The sequence below is a fragment of the Arthrobacter sp. W4I7 genome (genome assembly GCF_030816215.1).
Lineage (GTDB): Bacteria > Actinomycetota > Actinomycetes > Actinomycetales > Micrococcaceae > Arthrobacter > Arthrobacter siccitolerans_A.
Map to the genome: position 1 here is coordinate 1,556,322 of NZ_JAUSXU010000001.1, position 21,512 is coordinate 1,577,833.

Genomic DNA, 21,512 nt, shown 5'->3' on the forward strand with positions numbered 1-21,512 from the left:
AGCCATCGCCTTCGCAGCATGCGCCCGGCCCAGCCATCCCGGATTCTTCCGCCAGCACGGAGGGTTCTTCCGCCAGCAGTGAGGGTTCTTCCGCCATCACCGAGGGTGCTGCCTCCGGCAAGGCCGGTTCCTCCGCCGCCCCGGGAAGTGTTTCCGGCAGCCGGTTTGCCAGGCTTCCGCAACTTGCCGGCCGCAGTTTCATCCCGCTGGGCCTTTTTGCCCGGCTTCCCCTGGCCATGCTCACGGTGGGAACCCTGACCGTGGTTACTTCCAACAGTGGTTCCTACGCGCTCGGTGGCACGGCCGCAGGGGCGGTGGGCATCGGGTCCGCTCTGGGCGCCCCGGTCCTGGGGACGCTGGCGGACAGGCGCGGCCAGCGTCCCGTGCTGCTGTTCGCGGCTGCCCTCAACACGGCCGCGGTGGTGGCGCTGATTCTTGCAGCCGCTGTCCTGGGGACGGCCGGAAGTTTTGCTGCCGGAGTGCTGGCCGCCGCGTTCCTTTCGGGGGCAAGCTGCCCTCAGGTAGGGCCGCTGGCGCGGGTGAGGTGGATGGCACTGACGTCGCAGGGGAGTGAAGTGGACAACAGGCGCGACCTGGACACCGCCTTGTCATACGAAAGCACTGCCGATGAAATCACCTTCGTGCTGGGCCCGGCGCTCGTGGGAATCCTGGCCAGCCTCCTGGCACCCTGGCTGCCGCTTGCACTGGCGGCAGCGATGACCATCACCCTGGTGCCCGCCTTCGCAGCGCACCGCACCCACCGGGCAGTCCCGGTGATCCGCCGCCGGGCAGTCCCGGCAGGACCACGCCCCCCTTTGCCGGCGGGGCAACAAACTGCCAGGCCTGGTTTGCCGGCGTCCGTCGCCGTTCCGGTGCTGGCGATGGTCTGCATGGGCACGTTCTTCGGCTCCGCGCAGGCGGCGTTAAGCTCCTTTTCCGCCCACTATGCCAGTTCCGAAATCGCCGGCTTGCTGTACGCCGTGATGGGCCTCAGCTCCGCCGCGGCGGCTCTCTCGGTTGCCTACTGGCCGCAGCGCTTCAGCCTTGCCTGGCGTTGGATATTGTCTGCTGCGCTGATGGCAGCGCTGGCCGTGCTCCTGCTGATGCCTGCGTCCTTGGGGTCAATGGTGCTGGTGCTGCTGGTCCTGGGGGTCCCGGTGGGACCGGTCATGGTGACCGTCTTTGCCGTTGGCGGGGTGGTGGCCCCGGCGGGACGGCTGGGCACCGTGATGACCGCCCTGGCCAGCGGAATCGTCGCCGGTACAGCGATCGGTTCAGCCGTTGGCGGCAGGCTGGCCCAGGACCACGGTTACGGGGCTGCATTCCTCGTCCCTGCCTGCGCGGCAGCCGCCCTGGCGCTCCTCGGTGCGGCGGCCGCCGTCGTACTTCAACGCCGGCAAGCCTGAGCGCCTGCTGCCCCCTGCGCTCAGGCCAGCTGGCGTTCGATTCTGGCCGCGCTTTCCGCCAGCGCCGCGCCCACCGCTGAGGGGTCGTGGGCTGACCGGATGTAAACGACGGCGAGTGCTGCCGGCCGTCCGCCCGGAACCCGGACCGGTGCCGCCAGCGACGAAACGCCCGCAATGACCTCGTCGTGGCTGGCGGAGTATCCGGTACGGCGGGCTTCGGCAGCCTCGGGCCGGTACGGAACGCCGGTCTCGAGGCGCTCCCACTCGGCTTCCGTGAGGGCTGACTGGATGGCGATGCCGGGTGCGCCAGCATTGATGGGGTGGCGGGTGCCGGGGTGCTGTGCCACGGTGGCCCCGGAGTGCCGCGGCTCGACGGTGACGAGGGTGATGCAGTCGTGGTGGTCCCACAGCGCCACGAACGCGGTCATATCCAACGTGTTCGCCAGATGCGTGAGTTCGGGGAGGGCGGCGCTCTGCAGGTTCCTCGAAACTCCGCGGGCCAGGACCGCCAGGCCGGGACCGGGCTGGACCCGCCCGGCATCGTCGCGGACCAGCAGCGAGTGGTCCTCCAGTGTTCGAAGGATCCGGTAGGCCACCGACCGGTGGACGCCCATTGCATCGGCGAGTTCGGCAATCGTTAGCGGGCCCGGTGCTGCAGCAAGGATTTCCAACGCGCGGATGCCCCGCGAAAGCGTCTGGGAGGGTGAAGCCTGCGCGGGGGCGGCCCCGGTGGTGGCTGCAGCGGTGGAAGTCATGGTGTCCATCCTAGAATGCAGCGTCCGGATACCGAAGCGTCAGTTCACATATAGAACCGGAGCGGGAGTCGGCCCGGGAGCGGTACCAGCGATCCCGCTGCGCTGCCCGGCAAATCCCGTAAGCAGCAAATTCGCCCAGCGCGTGTCCTGTCTCACATTTTCGTAGTACCCTACTAACTAACTGACCGTTCTGTCGGTAATCCTGAAGGCGTCCTGGCAGCCTGGCTGCCATTAAACAATGGAGTTTCGATGACCACACCTTCCAAGGTGGATACACTCTCCGGTCCCAGCACCCGCCGGGAGGAGCGCAAAGTCCTGGCCGGCACCCTGGTCGGCACCACCATCGAGTGGTATGACTTCTTCATCTTTGCCCAGCTGACGGCAACGCTGCTGTCGCCCCTGTTCCTGGCCCCGTTGAACCAGTCGAACCCTGGCCTGGCGCAGATTCTCTCCTTCGCCCTGATCGGCATCAGCTTCCTGTTCCGGCCGCTGGGTGCCGTGGTGGCGGGCCACCTTGGGGACCGGCTGGGACGCAAGGCGATGCTCGTCTTCACCCTGGTGATGATGGGTGCCGCCACCGCGCTCATCGGCATGCTGCCCACCTATGCGCAGATCGGCGCCTGGGCGCCCGTTCTGCTGATCCTCCTGCGGATCATCCAGGGCTTCTCAGCGGGCGGCGAGTGGGGCGGTGCGGCACTGATGGCTGTGGAGCACGCGCCCCTGAACAAACGCGGACTCTTCGGCGCCTACCCGCAGATCGGCGTGCCGGTGGGCATGATCCTGGCCACGGGCCTGCTCTTCTTCCTCAACACCAGCATGTCCAAGGAAGACTTCGCCGCCTGGGGCTGGCGGATGCCGTTCCTGCTCTCGATCGTCCTCATCGTGGTGGGCTACCTGATCCGGCGCGCGGTCGCCGAAAGCCCGGTCTTCCAGGAGATGGCCGCACGGAAGCGGGAAAGCAAGGCGCCCCTGGGCGAGCTGGTCCGCAGCCACAAGAAGCCGGTGCTTTACTCCACCATGATTTTCATCGGCAACAACGCCGCCGGGTACCTGCTGATCGCGTTCTTTATCGCTTACGCAACCCGGACGCTGCAGATGCCCACGCCCCAGGTCCTGCTGGCCACCACCCTCGCGTCCTTTGGCTGGCTGATCTTCACGCTGGTGGGCGGCTGGCTCTCGGACCGCATTGGCCGGGTCAAGACCTTCCTCACCGGCTACGCCATTGTGTTCGCCTGGATGATTCCCATGTTTGCCCTGATCGATACCAGGAACATCTGGCTGTACGGGCTGGCGCTGTTCGTCCTTACCATCGGCCTCGGCCTGTCCTACGGACCCATGTCCGCAATGTACGCCGAAATGTTCCCGGCCAACGTCAGGTATTCCGGCATTTCCATCGGCTACGCGTTCGGCGCCATCCTGGGCGGGGCCTTCGCCGCCACCATCGCCGAAACCCTGCTGCAGGCCACCAAGTGGACCGGATCGATCGGCATCTACATCATGGTGCTCTGCGTCATCTCGGCCATCGGTGTGGTGCTGGCCAAGGAGACCAAGGGCCGGCCGCTGGGCGTCAGCCACCACTGACCGCATGGTCCCACGCCGGGACGCAGCGGGCCCGGAACTTATTGGTCCGGGCCCGCCGTCGCCAGGCGCTGCTACTGCTTCAGGTAGCTGATGGCGTCATCGTCCGTCAGTTGTTCGAAGTGCCGGTAGAAACTGCCCACGGCACGGAATTTGCCCGGCAGATGCAGGCACAGTACGGCGTCGCACACCCGCTCCACGGATGCCTGCGCCTCAATGGAGCCAACGGGAGCGGCGGCCACCACAATCTCCGCCCCGCCCTCCCGGACGGCCTCGACGGCGGCCCTCATAGTGGCGCCGGTGGCCAGGCCGTCGTCGATCAGCAGGACGGTTTTGCCTGAAATCTCCTGGTCTGTCCGGGGGTAGAGTTCCACGCGGCGGAGCAGTTCGCCCTGTTCGCGCTGCTCCACCTGATGCAGGAGTTCGTCGCGGACTCCATGTTCCCGGACCCGGTCCAGCAGCGGCTTGTTGAGCAGGCGCACGGTCCGCCCGCGGGCCCATGCCAGGGCTCCATACGCCGTTTCCTCGTGCCCGGGGATGCCGAGTTTGCGCACCAGGACGGCACCGAGCGGAAGGTACAGGGCTTTGGCTGCTGCCGCCGCCACCGGGATTCCGCCGCGGGCCAGGCCCAGGACAACAGTGTCCGGCCGCTCACGGAACTGCGTCAGGACTGCAGCCAGCCGCTCGCCGGCCTCCGTGCGGTCTTCGAAACGCATATCCATGTGGCCCTCCCGGCGGTTCCAGCCCTCCCTTTCAGCCTACCGCCGGGGAAGGGGCGGCAGGAGGGGGATGGGCAGGCGGCCGGTAATTAATTCAACCCGACGTCTCAGACGGCGAGGAAGGAAATGGCAGCCTGCTTGAAGGCGCGGCTGGTCACGGCGTTGGTGTGGTTGCGGCCCGGCAGCGTCAGCTGTTCCGCCAGGGCACCGGCGCCCTGGGCCAGTCCGGCCAGTTGCGGAAGGCTGCCTGCGCGCTCGTCCTGGTCACCGGCCACCAGGAGCATCGGCACATGCGGGACCGCCTCGGCGGGATCGTAGGGTTCGGCCTTGATGGCTTCCACCAGCGACAGCAGGGCGAAGATGTTGTTGCTGGGCAGCAGCAGCGCCATTTTGAGCAGCCTGGCCGTGGACTCGTCCGCGATGGGAGTTCCGTCGGCCAGGTAATCCTGTGCGGCGGCGAGGTCGAACTCCGCCAGCGGGTCCGCGGTGTTCGGCCCGCCCAGGACAATCCGGTGCACCAGCTCGGGCTGGGTGGCAGCGAACTCCCAGGCGAGCCGGGAACCCAGGGAATAGCCCACCACGTCCAGGCCGCTGGCAGGGTCGCCGTCCTGCACAGGCCGCACGCCGGCGTCGAACGCTACCTGCAGCAGGTCCGCACGGATCCTGCTGGGGGAGTAGGAATCCCGGTCCTCCGGGGCGCCGCTGCGGCCGTGCCCGGGCAAGTCCACCATGATGACGCGGCGGCCGGCCTCGAGCAGAGCAGCCACCCAGCCGGTATCCTCCCAGTTGAGTTTGCTGGACGACGAGAAGCCGTGCAGGAGCAGGACGGGCCGGAGGCCGGCGTCGGCGGCGGGATCAAGCACCGCCACATACAGTTGGGGGTCGGTGCCCTCCACGGTGTGCGAATGCTGCTCGCCGGTGTGCCTGCCGCTCATGGTGTCAGTCCTCATCAACTTACGGCGCCCAGGCGGGACCCGGCGCGTCGGAACCTCGTGCTTCGGGACTACTCTACCTGCGGCTGGTCCTGGTGCTGAGCCGGGCACCCGCTGCACAGGCCGCCGCGATCCCCGCGATCAGGCCAAAGGTGCTGAACAGCTGCACGCGGCTGCTTTCGGCACTGAAGCCCACGGCGAAAATCACACCCAGCAGGACGAGCCCCACAATCGTCAGGGCCGGAAAGCCCTTCATCCTCAGCGGCAGGGGAGTCCCGTCCCGGTCCGCGCGGCGCCGCAGGACCAGCTGGGAGACCAGCGCGCTGCCCCACACCACCAGGCAGGTGGATCCCACCAGCTGGAACAGGGCGGGAAGGATCCGCTCCGGGAACAGCAGCTCAAGGACAGTGGCCACGAAACCGAAGGCGACGGACACGCCGACCGCCAGCATCGGCACGTTGGCGCCGCTCAGGCGGGTCAGGAACCGTGGTGCCTCGCCTCGCTCGGCAAGCGAGTAGGCCATCCGCGATGCACCGTAGAGGTTGGCGTTCAGTGCCGAGAGGAGGGCGACGACGGCCACGAGGGTGATTGCCGTGGCGGCGCCTGGGATGCGGGCGGCGTCCAGGACGCCGGCAAAGGGTGAGGCCAGGCTTTCCGACGTGGCCGGCAGGACGGCGGCAATCACGAAAACGGATCCGATGTAGAAAACCAGGATGCGCCACACCACCGTCCGGATCGCTTTGCCCACGCTGTGTTCAGGGTCTTCGGTTTCAGCCGCCGCCACGGACACGATCTCAGTGCCGCCGAAGGCGAAGATGACCACAAAAAGTGCCGCCGCGATCCCGCCCAGTCCCGCGGGGGCGAAATCGGACGTCAGGTTGGCCATGCCCGGCGATGCCACGTCCGGCAGCAGGCCCAGGAGAAGGGCGGCGCCGATCACCAGGAACAGGATGATGGCCGCGACCTTGAGGATGGCGAACCAGAACTCGAACTCGCCGAAATTCCTGACGCCGGCCAGGTTGATGGCGGTGAACACGACCATAAAGATGAGCGCGAGCGCCCAGACCGGGACCACCGGCCATACGGAGAAGAGGAGCCCGGCCCCTCCGAGCGCCTCGGCGGCAATCACCACCACCAGCTGCAGCCACCAGAGCCAGCCGATCGTGGCGCCGGCCGTTTTGCCCAGGGCCCGTTCGGCGTAAACGGAGAAGGCACCGCTGTTCGGGTTCGCGGCAGCCATTTCACCCAACGCCCACATCACCAGGATGATCAGGGTGCCGGCCACCAGGTAGGAGATGAGTACGGCAGGACCGGCCGCCTGCACGCCTGCCCCGGACCCGAGGAAGAGGCCGGCGCCGATCGCGCTGCCCAGTCCCATCATGGTGAGCTGGCGGGGCTTCATGCTGTGGCCAAGGTGGCCTGGTGGACGGGTTTCGGTGGACATCATCGTCATCTGCTGCTGAACCTTCTTGGGGTCTGGTTGGTGGCTCCTCGTGGGACCACTTGAATTTACCGTCTCGCGGCTGCACTGCCCGCATCCGGGAGCTCCTGGCATGGGGCTGCCCGGCTTCCATAGGACCCGGGTTCGGATGCCACCTACGGCGAAAGCCTTCAGAAACATTTGGCAATTGAGGGGCGGTTGCCCGTAGAATCAGTTATGGTCAGTTTGACCATAACTAGGCGGGCTTCAATGGGCAGCCGCGGCAGGGCGGAAGGAGGTGGAAATGTACGCGAGTTCAGCAAACGTCTCGGAGCGCCAGGCCGCGCCGCCGTCGCTCGCCATCTCCACCGTCATCTTCGCGCTCCGCCCCAGTGAACGCTCGGGGCGGCCCACGCTCTGGCTGCCGCTGGTCCGGCGGATCCGGGAACCGTTCAAAGGCTTGTGGGCGCTGCCCGGTGGGCCGTTGAGCCACTCGGAATCCCTGCAGGACGCGGCTTCCCGCAACCTGCGGGAGACCACCGGCCTCGCTCCGAGCTACCTCGAGCAGCTGTACGCCTTCGGCGGCCTCCACCGCTCTCCCACGCAGCGGGTGGTCTCCATCGTCTACTGGGCCCTGGTGCAGCCGACGGAAGCCGCCCTGGCAGACGAGTCCGAGAACGTCAGGTGGTTCCGGGCGGACCGGCTCGGCGAACTGGCCTTTGACCACAACACGATTGTGGACTACGCGCTGTGGCGGCTGCGGAACAAGCTCGCCTACGGCTCCGTGGCATACCACCTGCTGGGGGAGTACTTCACCCTGGCCCAGGTCCGGGAAGTCTACGAGGCTGTGCTGGACCGCCAACTGGACCCGGCGAACTTCCGGCGCCAGCTCAAATCCACGCCGGAGATAGAGGAAACCGGCGAATACCTCCAGGGCGGCAAACACCGCCCGCCCCGCCTCTACCGCTTTACCGGCCTGCCCGGCCTCGACCCAGACAACAGGAGCACAGTATGAGCAGCGTCAACACAGCAATCCAGCTGATCACGCGCGAGCAGGCGGAGAACGGCGCGGCGGCGAAGGGCGGCACCTGCAGCCCCGCCCTGGCCAAGGGCCCATGGGACTACGACCTTGCCGAGGCGCTCGCCGGCGTTCCCGCCTACGGCCCCGGTGCCTCAAGCGCTGACGTGGCCCCCGCCGCAACGCCGCGCCAGGGGCAACTGCCGGAGGAGTACAAGCGCGCCAGCGACGCTGAGCTGGGCGAACGGATCCTAGCCGCCAAGGCTGTATTGGGCGACCGGGCCGTCATCCTGGGGCACTTTTACCAGCGCGACGAAGTCATCCAGTACGCGGACTTCGTGGGCGACTCCTTCCAGCTGGCCAACGCCGCGCTCACGCGGCCGGACGCCGAGGCCATCGTGTTCTGCGGCGTCCACTTCATGGCCGAAACCGCTGACATCCTCTCCGCGCCCGAACAGGCTGTCATCCTGCCCAACCTGGCGGCCGGCTGCTCCATGGCGGACATGGCTGACGCCGACTCCGTGGCCGAGTGCTGGGAGCAGCTTGAGGAGATCTTCGGCACCGAGCCCGACGCCGAAGGCCGGGTTCCGGTCATCCCGGTCACCTACATGAATTCCTCCGCAGCCCTGAAGGCTTTCTGCGGCGAGAACGGCGGCATCGTCTGCACCTCCTCGAACGCTAAAACCGTCCTGGAGTGGGCGTTCGAGCGCGGCCAGCGGGTGCTGTTCTTCCCGGACCAGCACCTGGGCCGCAACACCGCCAAGGCACTGGGCGTGCCCCTGGAGCAGATGCCTCATGTGGAATCCCCGCAAGGATCTCGGCGGCAACGACGAGCAGGCACTGCTGGATTCCCGGGTCATCCTGTGGCACGGATTCTGTTCAGTGCACAAGCGCTTCAACGTTGCGCAGATCGAAAAGGCCAGGGCCGACTTCCCCGGCGTCCAGGTGATCGTCCACCCCGAATGCCCCATGGAGGTGGTGGACGCGGCCGACTCCGCCGGCTCCACGGACTTCATCAAGAAGGCCATCGCCGCGGCCACCGAGCCCACCGCGTTCGCCATCGGCACCGAAATCAACATGGTGAACCGGCTCGCTGCCGAATACCCGCAGCACACCATCTTCTGCCTCGATCCCGTGATTTGCCCCTGCTCCACCATGTACCGGATCCACCCTGGATATTTGGCGTGGGTCCTCGAGGAGCTGGTTGCAGGGCGGATCGTCAACCGGATCACCGTGGCTGACTCCGTGCAGGACCACGCCCGCACCGCGCTCGAGCGCATGCTCGCTGCCAGGCCGTAATGAACCGGCAGGCGAACACGCCCGCCCCTGCGGCGGGAACCGTACCCCGGGGCAATGGCGGTGCCACTGTCCGCCAGCGGCTGATCGTCGTCGGCAGCGGTATCGCCGGACTCTACGCCGCACTGCTGGCAGCGGATGCCGGCGCCGACGTGGTGCTGTTGAGCAAAGGCCAGCTTCGCGAGAGCAACACCTGGTACGCCCAGGGCGGTATCTCGGCTGTGCTGGACGAGCCCGCTCCCGGGGACACGGTCGCGGCCCACATCGCCGACACACTCCTGGCCGGCGCGGGACACTGCGACGAAGCAGCTGTCCGGCTGATGTGCACCGAGGCGCGGCGGGACATCGCCGGGCTGGAGCGCTTCGGCGTGCACTTTGACCCCGGTGCCGGCGGCGGCCCGGCACTAGGGCTGGAAGCGGCACACTCCGCGCCCCGCATCCTGCACGCCGGCGGCGACGCCACGGGCACGAAGGTCGCCGCTGCCCTGATCCGTACAGTCCTGGCCCGGCAAGCGGACGGTACCCTGACGATTCATACGGGCGCCCACGCCACCGCACTCCTGCAGGAACAAGGCACCGTCAACGGTGTTGAGTTCGTTCGGGACGGCCGTTCAGCATCCCTGCGCGGCGATGCCGTCCTGCTGGCAACCGGCGGAGCCGGCCAGTTGTTTGCCCAGACCACCAATCCCGCGGTGGCCACCGCCGACGGCCTTGCGCTCGCTGTCCGCGTCGGGGCGGCCGTGGCTGACCTGGAATTCTTCCAGTTCCACCCCACCTGCCTGGTTCCCGGCGCCAGCGCAGCGAACCCGGGCACAGCGCCCGCGCTGGACCAGGATCCGCTCCTCATCTCCGAAGCCGTCCGCGGTGAGGGAGCCATCCTCGTCGATGGGAACGGCAAGCGGTTCATGCGGGCGTACCACTCCGACGCGGAACTCGCCCCGCGCGACGTCGTGTCCCGCAGCATAGCCCTGCACCTGGCCAAGCTCGGCGATCCCAACGGCCATGTCTACCTTGACGCACGGGTCATTGAACAGACCAAGGGCCCCGGATTCCTGGCCGAGCGCTTCCCCACCCTCAGCCAGCGCACCCGCGACGCCGGTATCGACTGGACCCGCGAACTGGTCCCTGTTGCGCCTGCGGCCCACTACTGGATGGGCGGGGTAGCCACCGACCTCCACGCCCGGACCACCGTTCCCGGGCTCTATGCCGCCGGGGAAGTTGCCTGCACGGGTGTCCAAGGTGCAAACCGCCTGGCCAGCAACTCCCTACTGGAGGGCCTCGTCTTCGGCCGGCGCGCTGTTGAAGACTTCCTCTCCGGTGACTGCTCTGGTTGGGTGTCGCCTGACGGCGCTCCTCCGCTCGCTGTCTCGGCCGCGGGCGGCCTCCCCTTGACGCTCGCTTCCGGAGCCCCGTCACTCGACGAGGTCAGGTCACCTTCAGAAGGGGTTCCAACTGGAGAGGCGGCCGGATCTGGTGCTGCGGGTGTGAGCTTGTTTGCCAGCTTCGATGGGGGGAGTGAGCTGTTCTCGCGGGAAGCCCTGCGGCGGTTGATGACTGCCAAGGCTGGGGTGCTTCGCTCTGGGGCGTTGCTCCGGGAGGCGGCGGAGGCACTTGCCCGGTGGGCCGCCGTCGTTCGTCCTGAAGCTGTTTCCGCTGGTACAGACACCCGCCTGCATGAGGACCGGAACCTGTTGTTGGCCGCGCAGATGCTGGTGGCTGCAGCCCAGGAGCGCAGTGAGTCGCTCGGCGCCCATTACCGGAGCGATGATCCGGCCGATGCTGCCGGTATCGCTGCCGAATTTGAAGAATCTTCCCGAACCCGCCCGAAAGCGAGCCTCGTCCATGAGTGAACTGGCAATGACCGACCATCCCGTGACTGCACCGGGCACCGGCGCCCCGCGGCTGGACCTGACGCTGCCGTCGGCTCCGGTGCGGGAAATCCTGGAGCGGGCCTTCGCCGAGGACGCTCCTGCCGGAGACATCACCTCCCAGCTGCTGATCCCCTCCGGCGCCCGCGCCACCGCAGTCCTGAACGCCCGCGTACCCGGGGTCTTCAGCGGCGCCACCGTGTTTCGGGACGCCATGCAGCTGGTGGACCCGGAAACCGACGTGGAGCTGCTGCTCGCCGACGGGGAAAGGTTCGACGCCGGCATGCACCTCGCGCGGGTCAGCGGACGCGCCCGGTCCGTGCTGCTCGCCGAACGGGTGGCCCTGAACCTCGTGCAGCGCATGTCCGCCATCGCCACAAAGACCGCCCAGTTCGTCCAGCTGACTGAGGGGACGTCCGCCCGGATCACGGACACCCGCAAAACCACGCCCGGGCTGCGGATCCTTGAGCGGTTCGCGGTGCGCTGCGGCGGTGGCGCCAACCACCGGTACAGCCTCTCCGACGCCGTCCTGGCCAAGGACAACCACCTCGCCGTGATGACCGGGGGGGACCCCGCCCGGCTGACCGCGCTGCTCGCCGCGGCCAAGGCACAGCTGGGACACACCACCCACTTCGAGGTGGAGGTGGACCGGATGGACCAGATCGAGCCGGTGCTGGCGGCCGGCGTGGACACCATCATGCTGGACAACTTCACCGTAGAGGAGCTGAAGGCCGGGGTGGCGCTGGTGGCCGGACGCGCACGCGTTGAAGCCAGCGGGAACGTGAACCTCGCGACGGTGGCAGGGATCGCCGCCACCGGAGTGGATGTCATCTCCATCGGCGCCCTCACGCACACCGTGGCCGCCCTCGACCTCGGCCTGGATGTCGAACTGACTGCGGGGTGAAGCCGTGATCTTCCTCGACGCCGCGGCCACAACCCCCGTCCGCCGTGAGGTGCTGGACGCCATGTGGCCCTACCTCACCGGAGAGTTCGGGAACCCCTCCAGCCACCACACCCTGGGCGAGGCTGCCGCCACCGCGCTCGCCGACGCACGCCGGTCCGTGGCCGCGGTGCTGGGCTGCCGGCCCGGGGAAGTAACCTTCACCGCCGGCGGCACGGAAGCGGACAACCTCGCCGTCAAGGGCATCGCCCTGGCCCGGCAGGCCGCCGACCCGCGGCTCAACCGGGTGGTGATCACCGCCGTCGAACATCCTGCAGTGGAGGAATCTGCACGGTACCTGGAGCGCTTCCACGGCTTCGCCGTTGACGTGGTTCCCGTTGACGGTACTGGGCGCGTGACGCCGGAAGCGTTCCGAAAAGTACTCACGCCGGAAACAGCGGTGGCCAGCGTCATGTACGCAAACAACGAGGTGGGAACGGTCCAGCCCATTGCCGAACTGGCCGCCCTGGCCCACGAACGGGGCATCGCCTTCCACACCGACGCCGTCCAGGCGGCCGGGTGGCTGCCGTTGGATACCAAAGCGCTGGACGTGGATGCGATGAGCATCTCCGGGCACAAGCTGGGGGCGCCCAAAGGGTGCGGTGTCCTGTTCGTCCGTGGACGCACCAAACTCGAGCCGCTGATCCACGGCGGCGGGCAGGAACGCGGCCGCCGCTCAGGAACAGAGAACGTGGCCGGAGCTGTGGGCCTGGCAACCGCACTGGCGCTGGCCCAGGCCGGCCAGGCGGAACAACGACGGCGGGTGGCGGGTCTGCGGGACACGTTCATTCACGCTGTGCTCACCGGTGTCCCGGGCGCGGTCCTCACCGGGCATCCTGTCGAGCGGCTGCCTTCCGTGGCCTCGTTCTGCTTCCCGGGAACCAGCGGCGAGTCGGTGCTCCTGGAGCTGGAACGCCAGGGCATTGTCTGCTCCAGCGGTTCAGCCTGCGCCGCGGGCTCGGACGCGCCGTCGCCGGTGCTCAAGGCACTGGGAATTGCCGCGGAGGTGGCCCAGACGGCCGTCCGCTTCAGCTTTGATGCAGCGGTGACCGAAGCGGATCTGGCAACGGCCGCGGCCGGGTTGCAGGACGCCATCGGACGGGTCAGGGCGCTCGGCGCCTAGCCGACGCTACCTCAACTCAGACGGCAGGTCCCGGGCCAACAGGTCCCGGCCAGGGCGAGGCTATGACCGGGTTCACGAGCTCGCCGATACCTTGGACCCGGCACACCACGGTGTCGCCCGGGCTCAGGGGTGCGCACTCTGCCGGAAAGCCAGTCAGCACCAGATCGCCCGGATACAGGGTCATAAAGGACGTCAGGTACACGAGGATCTCGTCGACCTTCCAGCCGAGGTCACCAGTGCTGGCGGCCTGCAACGGGGTGCCATTGAGGAGCACATCGACGGCGAGTGCGGCTTCGTCCAGGCCGGTGACAATCCACGGTCCCGCGGGCGTAAACGTGTCCTGGCTCTTGGCGCTGATCCAGAGTTCATCGGTCTTCTGCAGGTCCCGGCACGTCACGTCGTTGCTGATGGTGAAGCCCAGAACGGCGCCACGGGCGTTCTCCGGAGTCAGGCCCCGCGCTTTTGTGCCGATCACAATGGTCAGCTCCGTTTCCGGATCCACCCGCCGCATTCCGGGAGCCAGTTCAATCGAGTCGCCGGGTCCGATGACGCTGGTGGCCGCCTTGTGGAACGCCTGGGGCGGCAGGTCCCGCCCGGGCTGGCCGGTGTTGTGCGCCATCCCCAGGACGTTGGCGGGCACGCTCGGAGCGAGGAAAGTAAAGGAGCCCTCCCTCACCTGGTCCCCGGGCTCCCACCCCTCCCGGGGGTGGCTCGAAGCGTTGGCCAGTGATCCCCAAAAGGGGCTTCCCGTAACCGTCCACGTTTTGCCTTCAACGCCGCCGAAGTCCGCCGCATCGCTGGCCACGAAGAACTGTTCTGCCGGGTGGGCAGCGGGTAAGGGGCGAACGCGCGCTATGCGGCGGGGAAGTGCAGTCATGAAGGAATCCTACGGGCCGGCGGAACAGCCTTCCGGACTGCTGGCGCCGTGTGACATCAGTAGAGCTCGCCCACCGGAATCTCCACGGCCAGGCGGTTGGACGGTCCCGGAAGCGGGCAGGCCCAGGCATCGTTGTAGGCGCACGACGGATTGTAGGCAAAGTTGAAGTCCAGGACGAACGTGGCGTCCGGGCCGGTCCCCTGGACGCCGTGGAACGCGCCCTTGATGGTATCCAGCAGATACCGGCCGGCACCATAGCTGCCTCCGGGCAGGCCGGCCGTGGCGTCCCGGAACGGCACAAAAATACCGCCGCCGTACCCCTGCAGCCTCCATACCGCGAGCTGGCCTACTTCCGGGAGGTCAAAGGTGCCCAGCCGGACGAAGCGGACCGCCCCGTCGGTGCCCGTCTCCACGCTGATTTCCCGTCCCGCACCTTCCTTGGTCAGCGGAACATGGAACCGGTAGATCGGATCATAGTCAGCCGTTTTAAGCCCGGAAAAGCGCCCCTGATCTGCGGGGGTCAATGCAGAAGCCGGGTGCGTGGCAAACATCAGGTCGCGCTGGTGGCGCCAGTAGGTATGTGCCTCAGCAGGGCTTTCAACTGAGATTTTGCGGACGTTGTGGTATAGGGCAAATGTCCGCAGCCGCCAGTCAGCGATGTCGACGGCGGAGATGTCCGTCCGGCTTTCTTCGGCTGCGCCCCGATGCTCTTCCATAGCCACCAGCCTAGTCCCAGCACGCAGGTATACCGTCCGACGGCGGCACCGGGGCGGGCGCGCCGCTCCCGTTCCGCCCGGGACGGGCCCGAAACGCCGCCAAGGTCAACGCCCCAAGGAAGCCGCGCGGCTAGGCTGGCTGCATGACAGGCAAGGCAACAAGGACTCTCCTGTCCGGAGCGCTGCTGGTGGTTGGCACCCTTCTTGCAGGCTGCGCCACGGCGGAATCCAAGGCGCCGGGGTGGACAGCGCAGCCAGGCTCCGGCGCCACGGCGCCAGCATCGGCGGACGCCTCATCCCCAGCGACGGCGTCCGTTGGCGCCAGCCCCGGCGCCGCCTCATCCGGCACCCCGCAGGCTGTAGCCACCGCAGCTGCCTGGAAGACTTTTTCGGATTCAGGCAAGACCGTAAGTTTCGACCTCCCGGAGGATTGGATCGCGCAGTCCGTCACGCCGGAGGAAGGCACCTTGCCGGGGGCGCTGAAGATTGAGGTGAAGAAGTCCGACGGCACTTTTATGGCAGCGCTGCGCACCGGACTGCCGCCGTCGTCCGCGGAATGCCCGGAAACGTCCCGGCGGCCGTACACGGTAGTCAGCAGTGTGCCGGTGGAAGTGGCCGCCGCAGGCGGGGAGGGGACCATACCGCCCAGGGTGGTTTTCCGCGTGATCCAGGGCTACCGCTACTTCGGTTCCTACGGGATCACCAACGTGGTGGGTGGCGCCGACGGTCAGGCCTGCGAACTCCGCAACATCCTGCGGGGCCCGGCCGGAAAGGGCGACTACTCGTTCGGCGACCTGGTGGCGGTCAAAGCCTTTGCGCCCGACGAAAAAGTGGCCCCCGCCAAAGCTTTCGACACCCTGGGCGAGGCCGCCCGCTACGCCAACGAGGGCACTGAATTTGCCAACGTCCAGCGGATGCTAATGTCGCTGAAGATCAAAAACTAGTCCCGTTCCCGGCCCGTGTGCTGCGGCAGGCGGTGACTTCCCTTGCACCGCACACAACCCCGAAGGAGCCATGGAACGCAGCGTTTCCGCACGACTGGTCTTCAAAACCGTAGCCAACACCAAGGTGGCCATGGCCATCGCCGTGGCGAGGAACAGAGGCTACTCCTCCTTTGAAGAGTCGCTGTCCGTCACGGCCGGCGCGGGCCAGGTCCCGCTGACCGAGGTGGGCGACCACCACGGCGGCCGGTTCCACTACATGGAGTTCGCCGGGCCGGCGGAGGTGACAGTGGAATACTCCGCCACCGTGGCCGGGAAAGCCGAGCCGGAGGAGGCGGAACTCGCAGACCGGATCCGGTACGTCCGGCCCAGCCGCTACGCAGAGTCCGACCGGCTCCTGCCCACCGCTTACGCCGAGTTCGAGGGGCTGCAGGGCGCTGAGCTGCTGCGCGCCGTCAGGAACTGGGTGAACGGGGAACTGCGCTATCTCAGCGGATCATCCCGGGGCACCGACGGTGCAGTGGAGACCCTCCTGAGCCGGCGCGGTGTGTGCCGGGACTTCGCGCACCTTGCCATCGCTCTGCTGCGTTCCAAGGACATCCCCGCCAGGCTCGCAGCCGTGTACGCCCCCGGCCTGAAGCCGATGGATTTCCACGCCGTAGCCGAGGCCTACGTGGAGGGTGCCTGGCACGTCATCGACCCCACGGGGCTGGCCCCGCGGGAATCGATGTTGCGCATCACTGCCGGCCGCGACTCGGCGGATACTGCTTTCCTCTCCACCGTGGGCGGCAGCCTGGTCCTCAACCAGCTCCAGGTCACGGCTGTGGTCAACGGCGCCTTGCCCGTGGAGGATCCTGCCCGGCTTATGAAGCTGGGCTGACCCCTGCCCATGGAGGATCCTGCCCGGCTCAGCGGATCCCGCCCGCTCACCGGAGCGGGCGGGGCCCCAGCGAACTCCTCAGCTTTTCGGTGAGCCGCCGGAGTTCCTTTTGCTCTTCCGGAGTCAGGGCCGGACCCATCAGGGTGGAGATGTCCCGGACGTGCTCGCGGCCGATCTCCTTCTGCAGCTCCCGGCCCGCGTCGGTGAGCTGCAACAGTACGCCGCGGCCGTCCTCGGGAGCCGGCATCCTGGCCACCAGCCCGCGCTTTTCCAGCCGCTCCACCAGCCGGCTGAGGCTGGACTGGCTCAGGAGGACGTTGTCGTTGAGCTCGTTGAGCCGCAGCCACCCGGTGGGACAGCGGGCGAGCGTGAACAGGACGTCATACTCGTTGACCGCAAGCTTCCGGAAGGCAGGGCCTGCCTGAAGCTTGCGCATCACGGCCACCTGTGCCCGGAACAGCGACTCCCAGGCCTCGGCCGCAAGCCGGACCGGCGATTCGGAATTGTTGCCGGCCATCATGCCCCCGCAGCGGACTTTTCCGCGTCCTGAGCCTGAACATCCTGGCCCTGCGCGTCCTGGGCGGCCAGTGCCGCCGCAACCCGGCCCGCATGGGTGGGCGGTTCGGGAACGTGCGCCGGCTTGAGGGCGGCGTACTCCTTGCGCAGGACAGGCAGGACTTCCTCCCCGAACAGGTCCAGCTGTTCCAGCACGGTCTTCAGCGGCAGACCGGCGTGGTCGATCAGGAACAGCTGCCGCTGGTAGTCGCCGAAGTACTCGCGGAACGTCAGGGTCTTTTCAATAACCTCCTGCGGGCTGCCGACAGTCAGGGGCGTCTGGGAAGTGAAGTCCTCCAGGGACGGACCGTGCCCGTAGACCGGAGCGTTGTCAAAGTAGGGACGGAACTCCTTGACGGCGTCCTGCGAGTTTTTCCGCATGAAGAACTGGCCGCCCAGGCCCACAATTGCCTGGTCTGCCTTGCCGTGGCCGTAGTGCTCGTAGCGCTCACGGTAGAGGCTGATCAGCTGCTGGTAGTGCTCCTTGGGCCAGAAAATGTTGTTGGCGAAGAAGCCGTCGCCGAAGTACGCCGCCACTTCGGCGATCTGCGGCGTGCGGATGGAACCGTGCCACACAAAGGGGGCCACGCCGTCGAGCGGGCGGGGTGTGGAGGTGAAGTTCTGCAGCGGTGTGCGGAACTTGCCGGACCAGTTCACGGTGTCCTCGTCCCACAGCTTGCGCAGCAGGCTGTAGTTCTCGATGGCGAGTTCCACGCCGTCCTGGATGTTCTTGCCGAACCACGGGTAGACCGGCGCCGTGTTGCCGCGGCCCAGGACCAGGTCAACGCGGCCGTCGGCCAGGTGCTGGAGCATGGCGAAGTCTTCGGCGATCTTGACCGGGTCATTCGTGGTGATCAGCGTGGTGGCCGTGGACAGGATGATCCGCTCGGTCTGCGCTGCGATGTAGGCCAGGGTGGTGGTGGGGGAGGAGGAGAAGAAGGGCCGGTTGTGGTGCTCGCCGATGGCGTACACGTCCATGCCGATTTCCTCGACCTTCTTCGCGATGGCGACGGAGGCCTTGATCCGTTCGTTCTCGGTGGGGGTCCGGCCCGTGGTGGGGTCCGTGGTGATGTCGCTGACGCTGAAAACACCGATCTGCATGATGTGCCTTTCCGTTGCTTGGACCTGCTGGCCTTGGTTCCAGTATAGGCCAATTTAGATGCATATGCATCTATCGTCGGATACAACGCTGCCACGCAAAAAATATTCCGCTGTTTTACTCGGGACTTCCCGGTGCTGCCCGCCGTCCGCTGACCTTGGGAACCATGCCCGTGGTCCAGTCGCGGAACTCCTCGTCGACGTCGGCCCCGGGGCCGAATTCCGGGCGCGCCTGCAGTTCCCGGAGCAGGGCCTTCTTCTCACGGCGCCCCTCCACCAGGCGATAAAGCACGGGGACCAGGACCAGGGTCAGGGCAGTCGATGAGACGAGGCCGCCGATGACCACCACGGCCAGGGGCTGCGAAATGAACCCGCCGCCGCCCGTAAGGCCCAGCGCCATCGGGGTAAGGGCGAACACCGTGGCCAGGGCGGTCATCAGGATGGGGCGGAGCCGCTGGCGGGCGCCGTGGGTTATGGCATCGGCAACGTTCATACCCGGCCGGCCGTCGCGCGGCTGCCGGTACTGGTTAATGAGGTCAATCAGCACAATGGCGTTGGTGACCACGATCCCCACCAGCATCAGCATGCCGATCAGTGACGGCAGGCCCAGCGGGACCCCGGTCACCAGGAGCAGGGCCACGGCGCCGGTAGCCGCGAACGGCACCGAGACCAGCAGGATCAGGGGCTGGATGAGGGATTTGAAAGTCGCCACCATAATCACGTAGACAATGGCGATCGCCGCCAGCAGGGCGAGCCCAAGCTGTTCGAAGGACTCCTGCTGCTGGGTGGTGGCACCGCCGATTTCGGCGGTAACCCCGGCTGGCAGCTGGACACCGGCCAGGCGCTTCTGGACCTCTGTGTTGACGGCGCCCAGGTTGGATCCCGACGGCGTCACGGACACGCGGGCGGTGCGCTGGCCGTTGCTGGCGGTGATGGATACCGGCACGTCCACCTGCTCCACTGCGGCGATACTGCCGAGCGTAAGGGCGCTGCCGGCCCCGGGCAGCGGAATGCTGCGGACGGCGTCGATGCTGGTGAACCTGGTGCCCTTGCCGATCTGGACCGGGAAGTCGTTGGTATCGATCCGCATGGTTCCGGCCGGGACGGGGCTGATGGTCGAGGCGAGGACGCCCGCCACCTGTTCTTCGTTGAGCCCTGCCGCGACGGCTTTGGCGCGGTCCACTTTCACCTGCACCACTGGCTGGCTGGCGGCGAGGTTGGTGGCCACTTCGCTGGTGCCGGGGACTCCGGTCATGGCCTCGACCATGGCGTCGCTGGCAGTCTTCAGGTCCGCGGAGGTGGCGGCCTTGATGGTGATGTCCACTGTGGAGGACGTTCCAAAGCCGCCCTGCTGTGTGCCCACGGAGACCTTCCCGGAATCAGGCACCTCCGCCAGTTCTGACCGCACAGTCTCCTGCAGTTCGGCCTGGTCCGCCTTTTCATCGGTCACCACAGTGAAGGTGGAGTTGGAGGACCCGGTGGAGGTGATCGCGGCAAACCCGGCCTGTGCGTTCCCGGACGTTACCTGGACGTCCCGGACGCCGTCGATCCCGCGCAGGACCTCCTCGAGGCGGATGGCGGCGGCGCTGGTGTCCGCCAGGCTGGTGCCGGCAGGCAGCACCTGCCGCACGGTCAGGCTGTTCTGGCCTGAGTTGCCCAGCAGGTTGGTGGCCAGTAGGGGAGCCATCGCCGCGGTGCCGCCAAGCACAAGGGCGGCGGCGACCAGGGTGACGACGGGATGCTTCTGGGTCTTGGTGAGGATGGGAAGGTACCCGCGCTGGAGCCTGCCGCGCTGTTCCGCTTCCTGGGCCTTGGCCCGCGCCTCATCGGCATTCCGGCGCGCTGCCTCGCTGCCCGGGGTGAGGCGGGGATTCCGCAGGAACCAGTAGGCAAGGACGGGAACGATGGTCAGCGAGACCAGCAGCGACGCCAGCAGCGCCATTGTGACGGTGAGGGCAAACGGCCTGAACAGTTCACCCGCGAGTTCGCCCACAAACGCAATGGGCAGGAAGACTGCCACGGTGGTCAGCGTGGAAGCGGTGATGGCGCCGGCCACCTCCCGGATGGCCGTGAGGATGGCAGTCACCTTGTCCTCGCCGTAGCTGAGGTGCCGCTTGATGTTTTCGATGACCACGATCGAGTCGTCCACCACCCGGCCGATCGCGATGGTGAGCGCGCCGAGGGTGAGGATGTTCAGCGAGTAGCCCGTGGCTGACAGGCCGATAAAGGTGATCAGGAGCGAGAGCGGGATGGACACGGCCGTCACCAGCGTGGACCGGGCGGACATCAGGAAAACCAGGATGACCGCCACGGCGAAGCCCAGGCCCAGCAGGCCCTCGGTGGTGAGGTCCTTGATGGACTTTTCGATGAAGGGGGCCTGGTCGAAGACCGGCGTGAACTTGGCATTGGAGCCCAGTTCGGCTTCGAGCTCGTCCAAGGTGTCCCGCACGGTGTGCGAGATGGCCACGGTGTCCCCTTCAGGCTTCTTGGTAACGGAGACGGCAAGGGTTTCCGCACCGTTGGTGCGCGTGATGGAGGTGCGTGCGTCGTCCTTGATGGAGACGTCGGCCACAGCGCCGATGGTGGCGGCGTTCTTCGCTCCTGCCAGCGGCAGCGCCTTGACCGCATCCAGGGAGTCCACCGGGCTGCCGATCTGCAGGGACAGCGTCTTTCCCTGCTCCTCGAGCGTGCCCGCCGGGAGGAGGGCGCCGTTGTTCCCCAGTGCATCGCGGATGGACGTGATGGTGGCACCGGAGGCCGCCATTGCATCGGCGCGGGGAAGGATCTCGATGTGCTGGGTGGCGCCGCCGGTCACATCGGCGCCCCGGACGCCGTCGATCTTCTGCAGCCGAGGGACGCTCAGGCGCTGCAGGTCGGCGTTGAGCTCGCTGAGGCTCTTGTCCGAGGAGACCGCCAGGAAAACGATGGGGAAGTCGCTGATGCTCCCGGCAATGGCCTGCGGCTGGACGTCCTCCGGCAGGTTCCGCTTGGCATTGGAGATGGCCCGGTCAATCTGGTTCCGGGCCCGGTCAAGGTTGGAACCGTAGGTGAAGACCATCGTGATCTGGGAGACGCCGTTGCGCGACGTGGAGGAGGTGGATTCCAGCCCCTCCACGCCGTTCAATGCCGTCTCCAGCGGACCGCTCACCTGCTTGTCCACCACCTCCGGGGAGGCGCCGGGCATGGCGGTCAGCACCGTGATCTGGGGGAACTCGATCGACGGGATGAGCTCCTGCTTCAGCGACGACATGGTGATCACGCCGAACACGGAAGCGAAGACGGTGATCAGTGCGATCAGTGCCCGGTTTGCCAGTGAAAGTTGTGCCAGCCGGAACATCGCATGGTCTCCTGTGGGGTTGTGCTGACTGTTGCGGACCGGGCAGCCAGCCA

Annotated in this window: 17 protein-coding genes and 1 pseudogene; 9 read left to right on the forward strand and 9 right to left on the reverse strand. The window is 67.3% G+C overall.

All coding sequences use genetic code 11. The annotated features are described in order from the left end of the window. The first annotated feature begins 95 nt into the window (after positions 1-95). On the forward strand, positions 96-1,406 hold the full coding sequence (locus QF047_RS07170) for an MFS transporter (RefSeq protein ID WP_373427799.1): 1,311 nt from the start codon (positions 96-98) through the stop codon (positions 1,404-1,406). Between the two features lie 20 nt (positions 1,407-1,426). Here the strand turns inward: QF047_RS07170 and QF047_RS07175 are convergent, their stop codons facing one another. Beyond that, positions 1,427-2,161, reverse strand: a complete 735-nt coding sequence (locus tag QF047_RS07175; RefSeq protein ID WP_306634247.1) for an IclR family transcriptional regulator — start codon at positions 2,159-2,161, stop codon at positions 1,427-1,429. A 249-nt stretch (positions 2,162-2,410) separates the two neighbouring features. Here QF047_RS07175 and QF047_RS07180 point away from each other — a divergent pair, with 249 nt between their 5' ends. Next, positions 2,411-3,742: an MFS transporter gene (locus tag QF047_RS07180; protein ID WP_306634246.1), complete on the forward strand. Its 1,332-nt coding sequence runs from the start codon at positions 2,411-2,413 to the stop codon at positions 3,740-3,742. A 71-nt stretch (positions 3,743-3,813) separates the two neighbouring features. Here QF047_RS07180 and QF047_RS07185 read toward each other — a convergent pair whose 3' ends face one another. From QF047_RS07185 to QF047_RS07195, 3 genes are all read right to left on the reverse strand, one after another. Further along, positions 3,814-4,461 (reverse strand): phosphoribosyltransferase, encoded by a 648-nt coding sequence (locus QF047_RS07185; RefSeq protein WP_307275153.1) that lies wholly within the window; start codon positions 4,459-4,461, stop codon positions 3,814-3,816. 104 nt (positions 4,462-4,565) lie between these two features. After that, on the reverse strand, positions 4,566-5,393 hold the full coding sequence (locus tag QF047_RS07190; RefSeq protein WP_307275156.1) for an alpha/beta fold hydrolase: 828 nt from the start codon (positions 5,391-5,393) through the stop codon (positions 4,566-4,568). 73 nt (positions 5,394-5,466) lie between these two features. Beyond that, a complete protein-coding gene (locus QF047_RS07195; protein ID WP_307275157.1) occupies positions 5,467-6,843 on the reverse strand; it encodes an amino acid permease in 1,377 nt (458 codons plus the stop codon). A 271-nt stretch (positions 6,844-7,114) separates the two neighbouring features. Between QF047_RS07195 and QF047_RS07200 the strand changes: the two genes are divergently transcribed. From QF047_RS07200 to QF047_RS07220, 5 genes and pseudogenes are all read left to right on the forward strand, one after another. After that, a complete protein-coding gene (locus QF047_RS07200; protein ID WP_307275159.1) occupies positions 7,115-7,825 on the forward strand; it encodes an NUDIX domain-containing protein in 711 nt (236 codons plus the stop codon). Next, positions 7,822-9,127 (forward strand): annotated as a pseudogene (gene nadA, locus QF047_RS07205) (quinolinate synthase NadA). Before QF047_RS07200 ends, nadA begins: the two are co-directional and overlap by 4 nt. Beyond that, positions 9,127-10,974, forward strand: coding sequence for an L-aspartate oxidase (locus QF047_RS07210; protein ID WP_307275161.1), 1,848 nt, complete (start codon positions 9,127-9,129; stop codon positions 10,972-10,974). The pseudogene nadA and the gene QF047_RS07210 overlap by 1 nt, the downstream one beginning before the upstream one ends. Before the next feature lie 7 nt (positions 10,975-10,981). Beyond that, on the forward strand, positions 10,982-11,896 hold the full coding sequence (nadC, locus tag QF047_RS07215) for a carboxylating nicotinate-nucleotide diphosphorylase (protein ID WP_307281825.1): 915 nt from the start codon (positions 10,982-10,984) through the stop codon (positions 11,894-11,896). A gap of 4 nt (positions 11,897-11,900) precedes the next feature. Next, entirely contained in the window at positions 11,901-13,055 is a 1,155-nt protein-coding gene (locus QF047_RS07220) for a cysteine desulfurase family protein (protein ID WP_307275163.1), read from the forward strand. 16 nt (positions 13,056-13,071) lie between these two features. On the opposite strand, the gene QF047_RS07225 is transcribed toward QF047_RS07220, so the two are convergent. Together QF047_RS07225 and QF047_RS07230 are read right to left on the reverse strand one after the other, a co-directional pair. Further along, positions 13,072-13,932, reverse strand: a complete 861-nt coding sequence (locus QF047_RS07225) for a fumarylacetoacetate hydrolase family protein (RefSeq protein ID WP_307275165.1) — start codon at positions 13,930-13,932, stop codon at positions 13,072-13,074. A 56-nt stretch (positions 13,933-13,988) separates the two neighbouring features. Continuing rightward, positions 13,989-14,648 carry a DUF1684 domain-containing protein gene (locus tag QF047_RS07230; protein WP_306634234.1) on the reverse strand — a complete coding sequence of 220 codons (660 nt, stop codon included), beginning with the start codon at positions 14,646-14,648 and terminating at the stop codon, positions 13,989-13,991. 143 nt (positions 14,649-14,791) lie between these two features. On the opposite strand from QF047_RS07230, the gene QF047_RS07235 reads away from it, so the two are divergent. Both QF047_RS07235 and QF047_RS07240 read left to right on the forward strand, forming a co-directional pair. After that, on the forward strand, positions 14,792-15,592 hold the full coding sequence (locus QF047_RS07235; RefSeq protein ID WP_307275167.1) for a hypothetical protein: 801 nt from the start codon (positions 14,792-14,794) through the stop codon (positions 15,590-15,592). A 70-nt stretch (positions 15,593-15,662) separates the two neighbouring features. Next, positions 15,663-16,469 carry a transglutaminase family protein gene (locus tag QF047_RS07240; RefSeq protein WP_307275169.1) on the forward strand — a complete coding sequence of 269 codons (807 nt, stop codon included), beginning with the start codon at positions 15,663-15,665 and terminating at the stop codon, positions 16,467-16,469. A 46-nt stretch (positions 16,470-16,515) separates the two neighbouring features. Here the strand turns inward: QF047_RS07240 and QF047_RS07245 are convergent, their stop codons facing one another. From QF047_RS07245 to QF047_RS07255, 3 genes are all read right to left on the reverse strand, one after another. Further along, positions 16,516-16,986: a MarR family winged helix-turn-helix transcriptional regulator gene (locus tag QF047_RS07245; RefSeq protein WP_306634231.1), complete on the reverse strand. Its 471-nt coding sequence runs from the start codon at positions 16,984-16,986 to the stop codon at positions 16,516-16,518. Continuing rightward, positions 16,986-18,125 (reverse strand): LLM class flavin-dependent oxidoreductase, encoded by a 1,140-nt coding sequence (locus QF047_RS07250; protein ID WP_306634230.1) that lies wholly within the window; start codon positions 18,123-18,125, stop codon positions 16,986-16,988. Before QF047_RS07250 ends, QF047_RS07245 begins: the two co-directional genes overlap by 1 nt. A 115-nt stretch (positions 18,126-18,240) precedes the next feature. Further along, a complete protein-coding gene (locus QF047_RS07255) occupies positions 18,241-21,459 on the reverse strand; it encodes an efflux RND transporter permease subunit (RefSeq protein WP_307275172.1) in 3,219 nt (1,072 codons plus the stop codon). Positions 21,460-21,512: the final 53 nt, after the last annotated feature.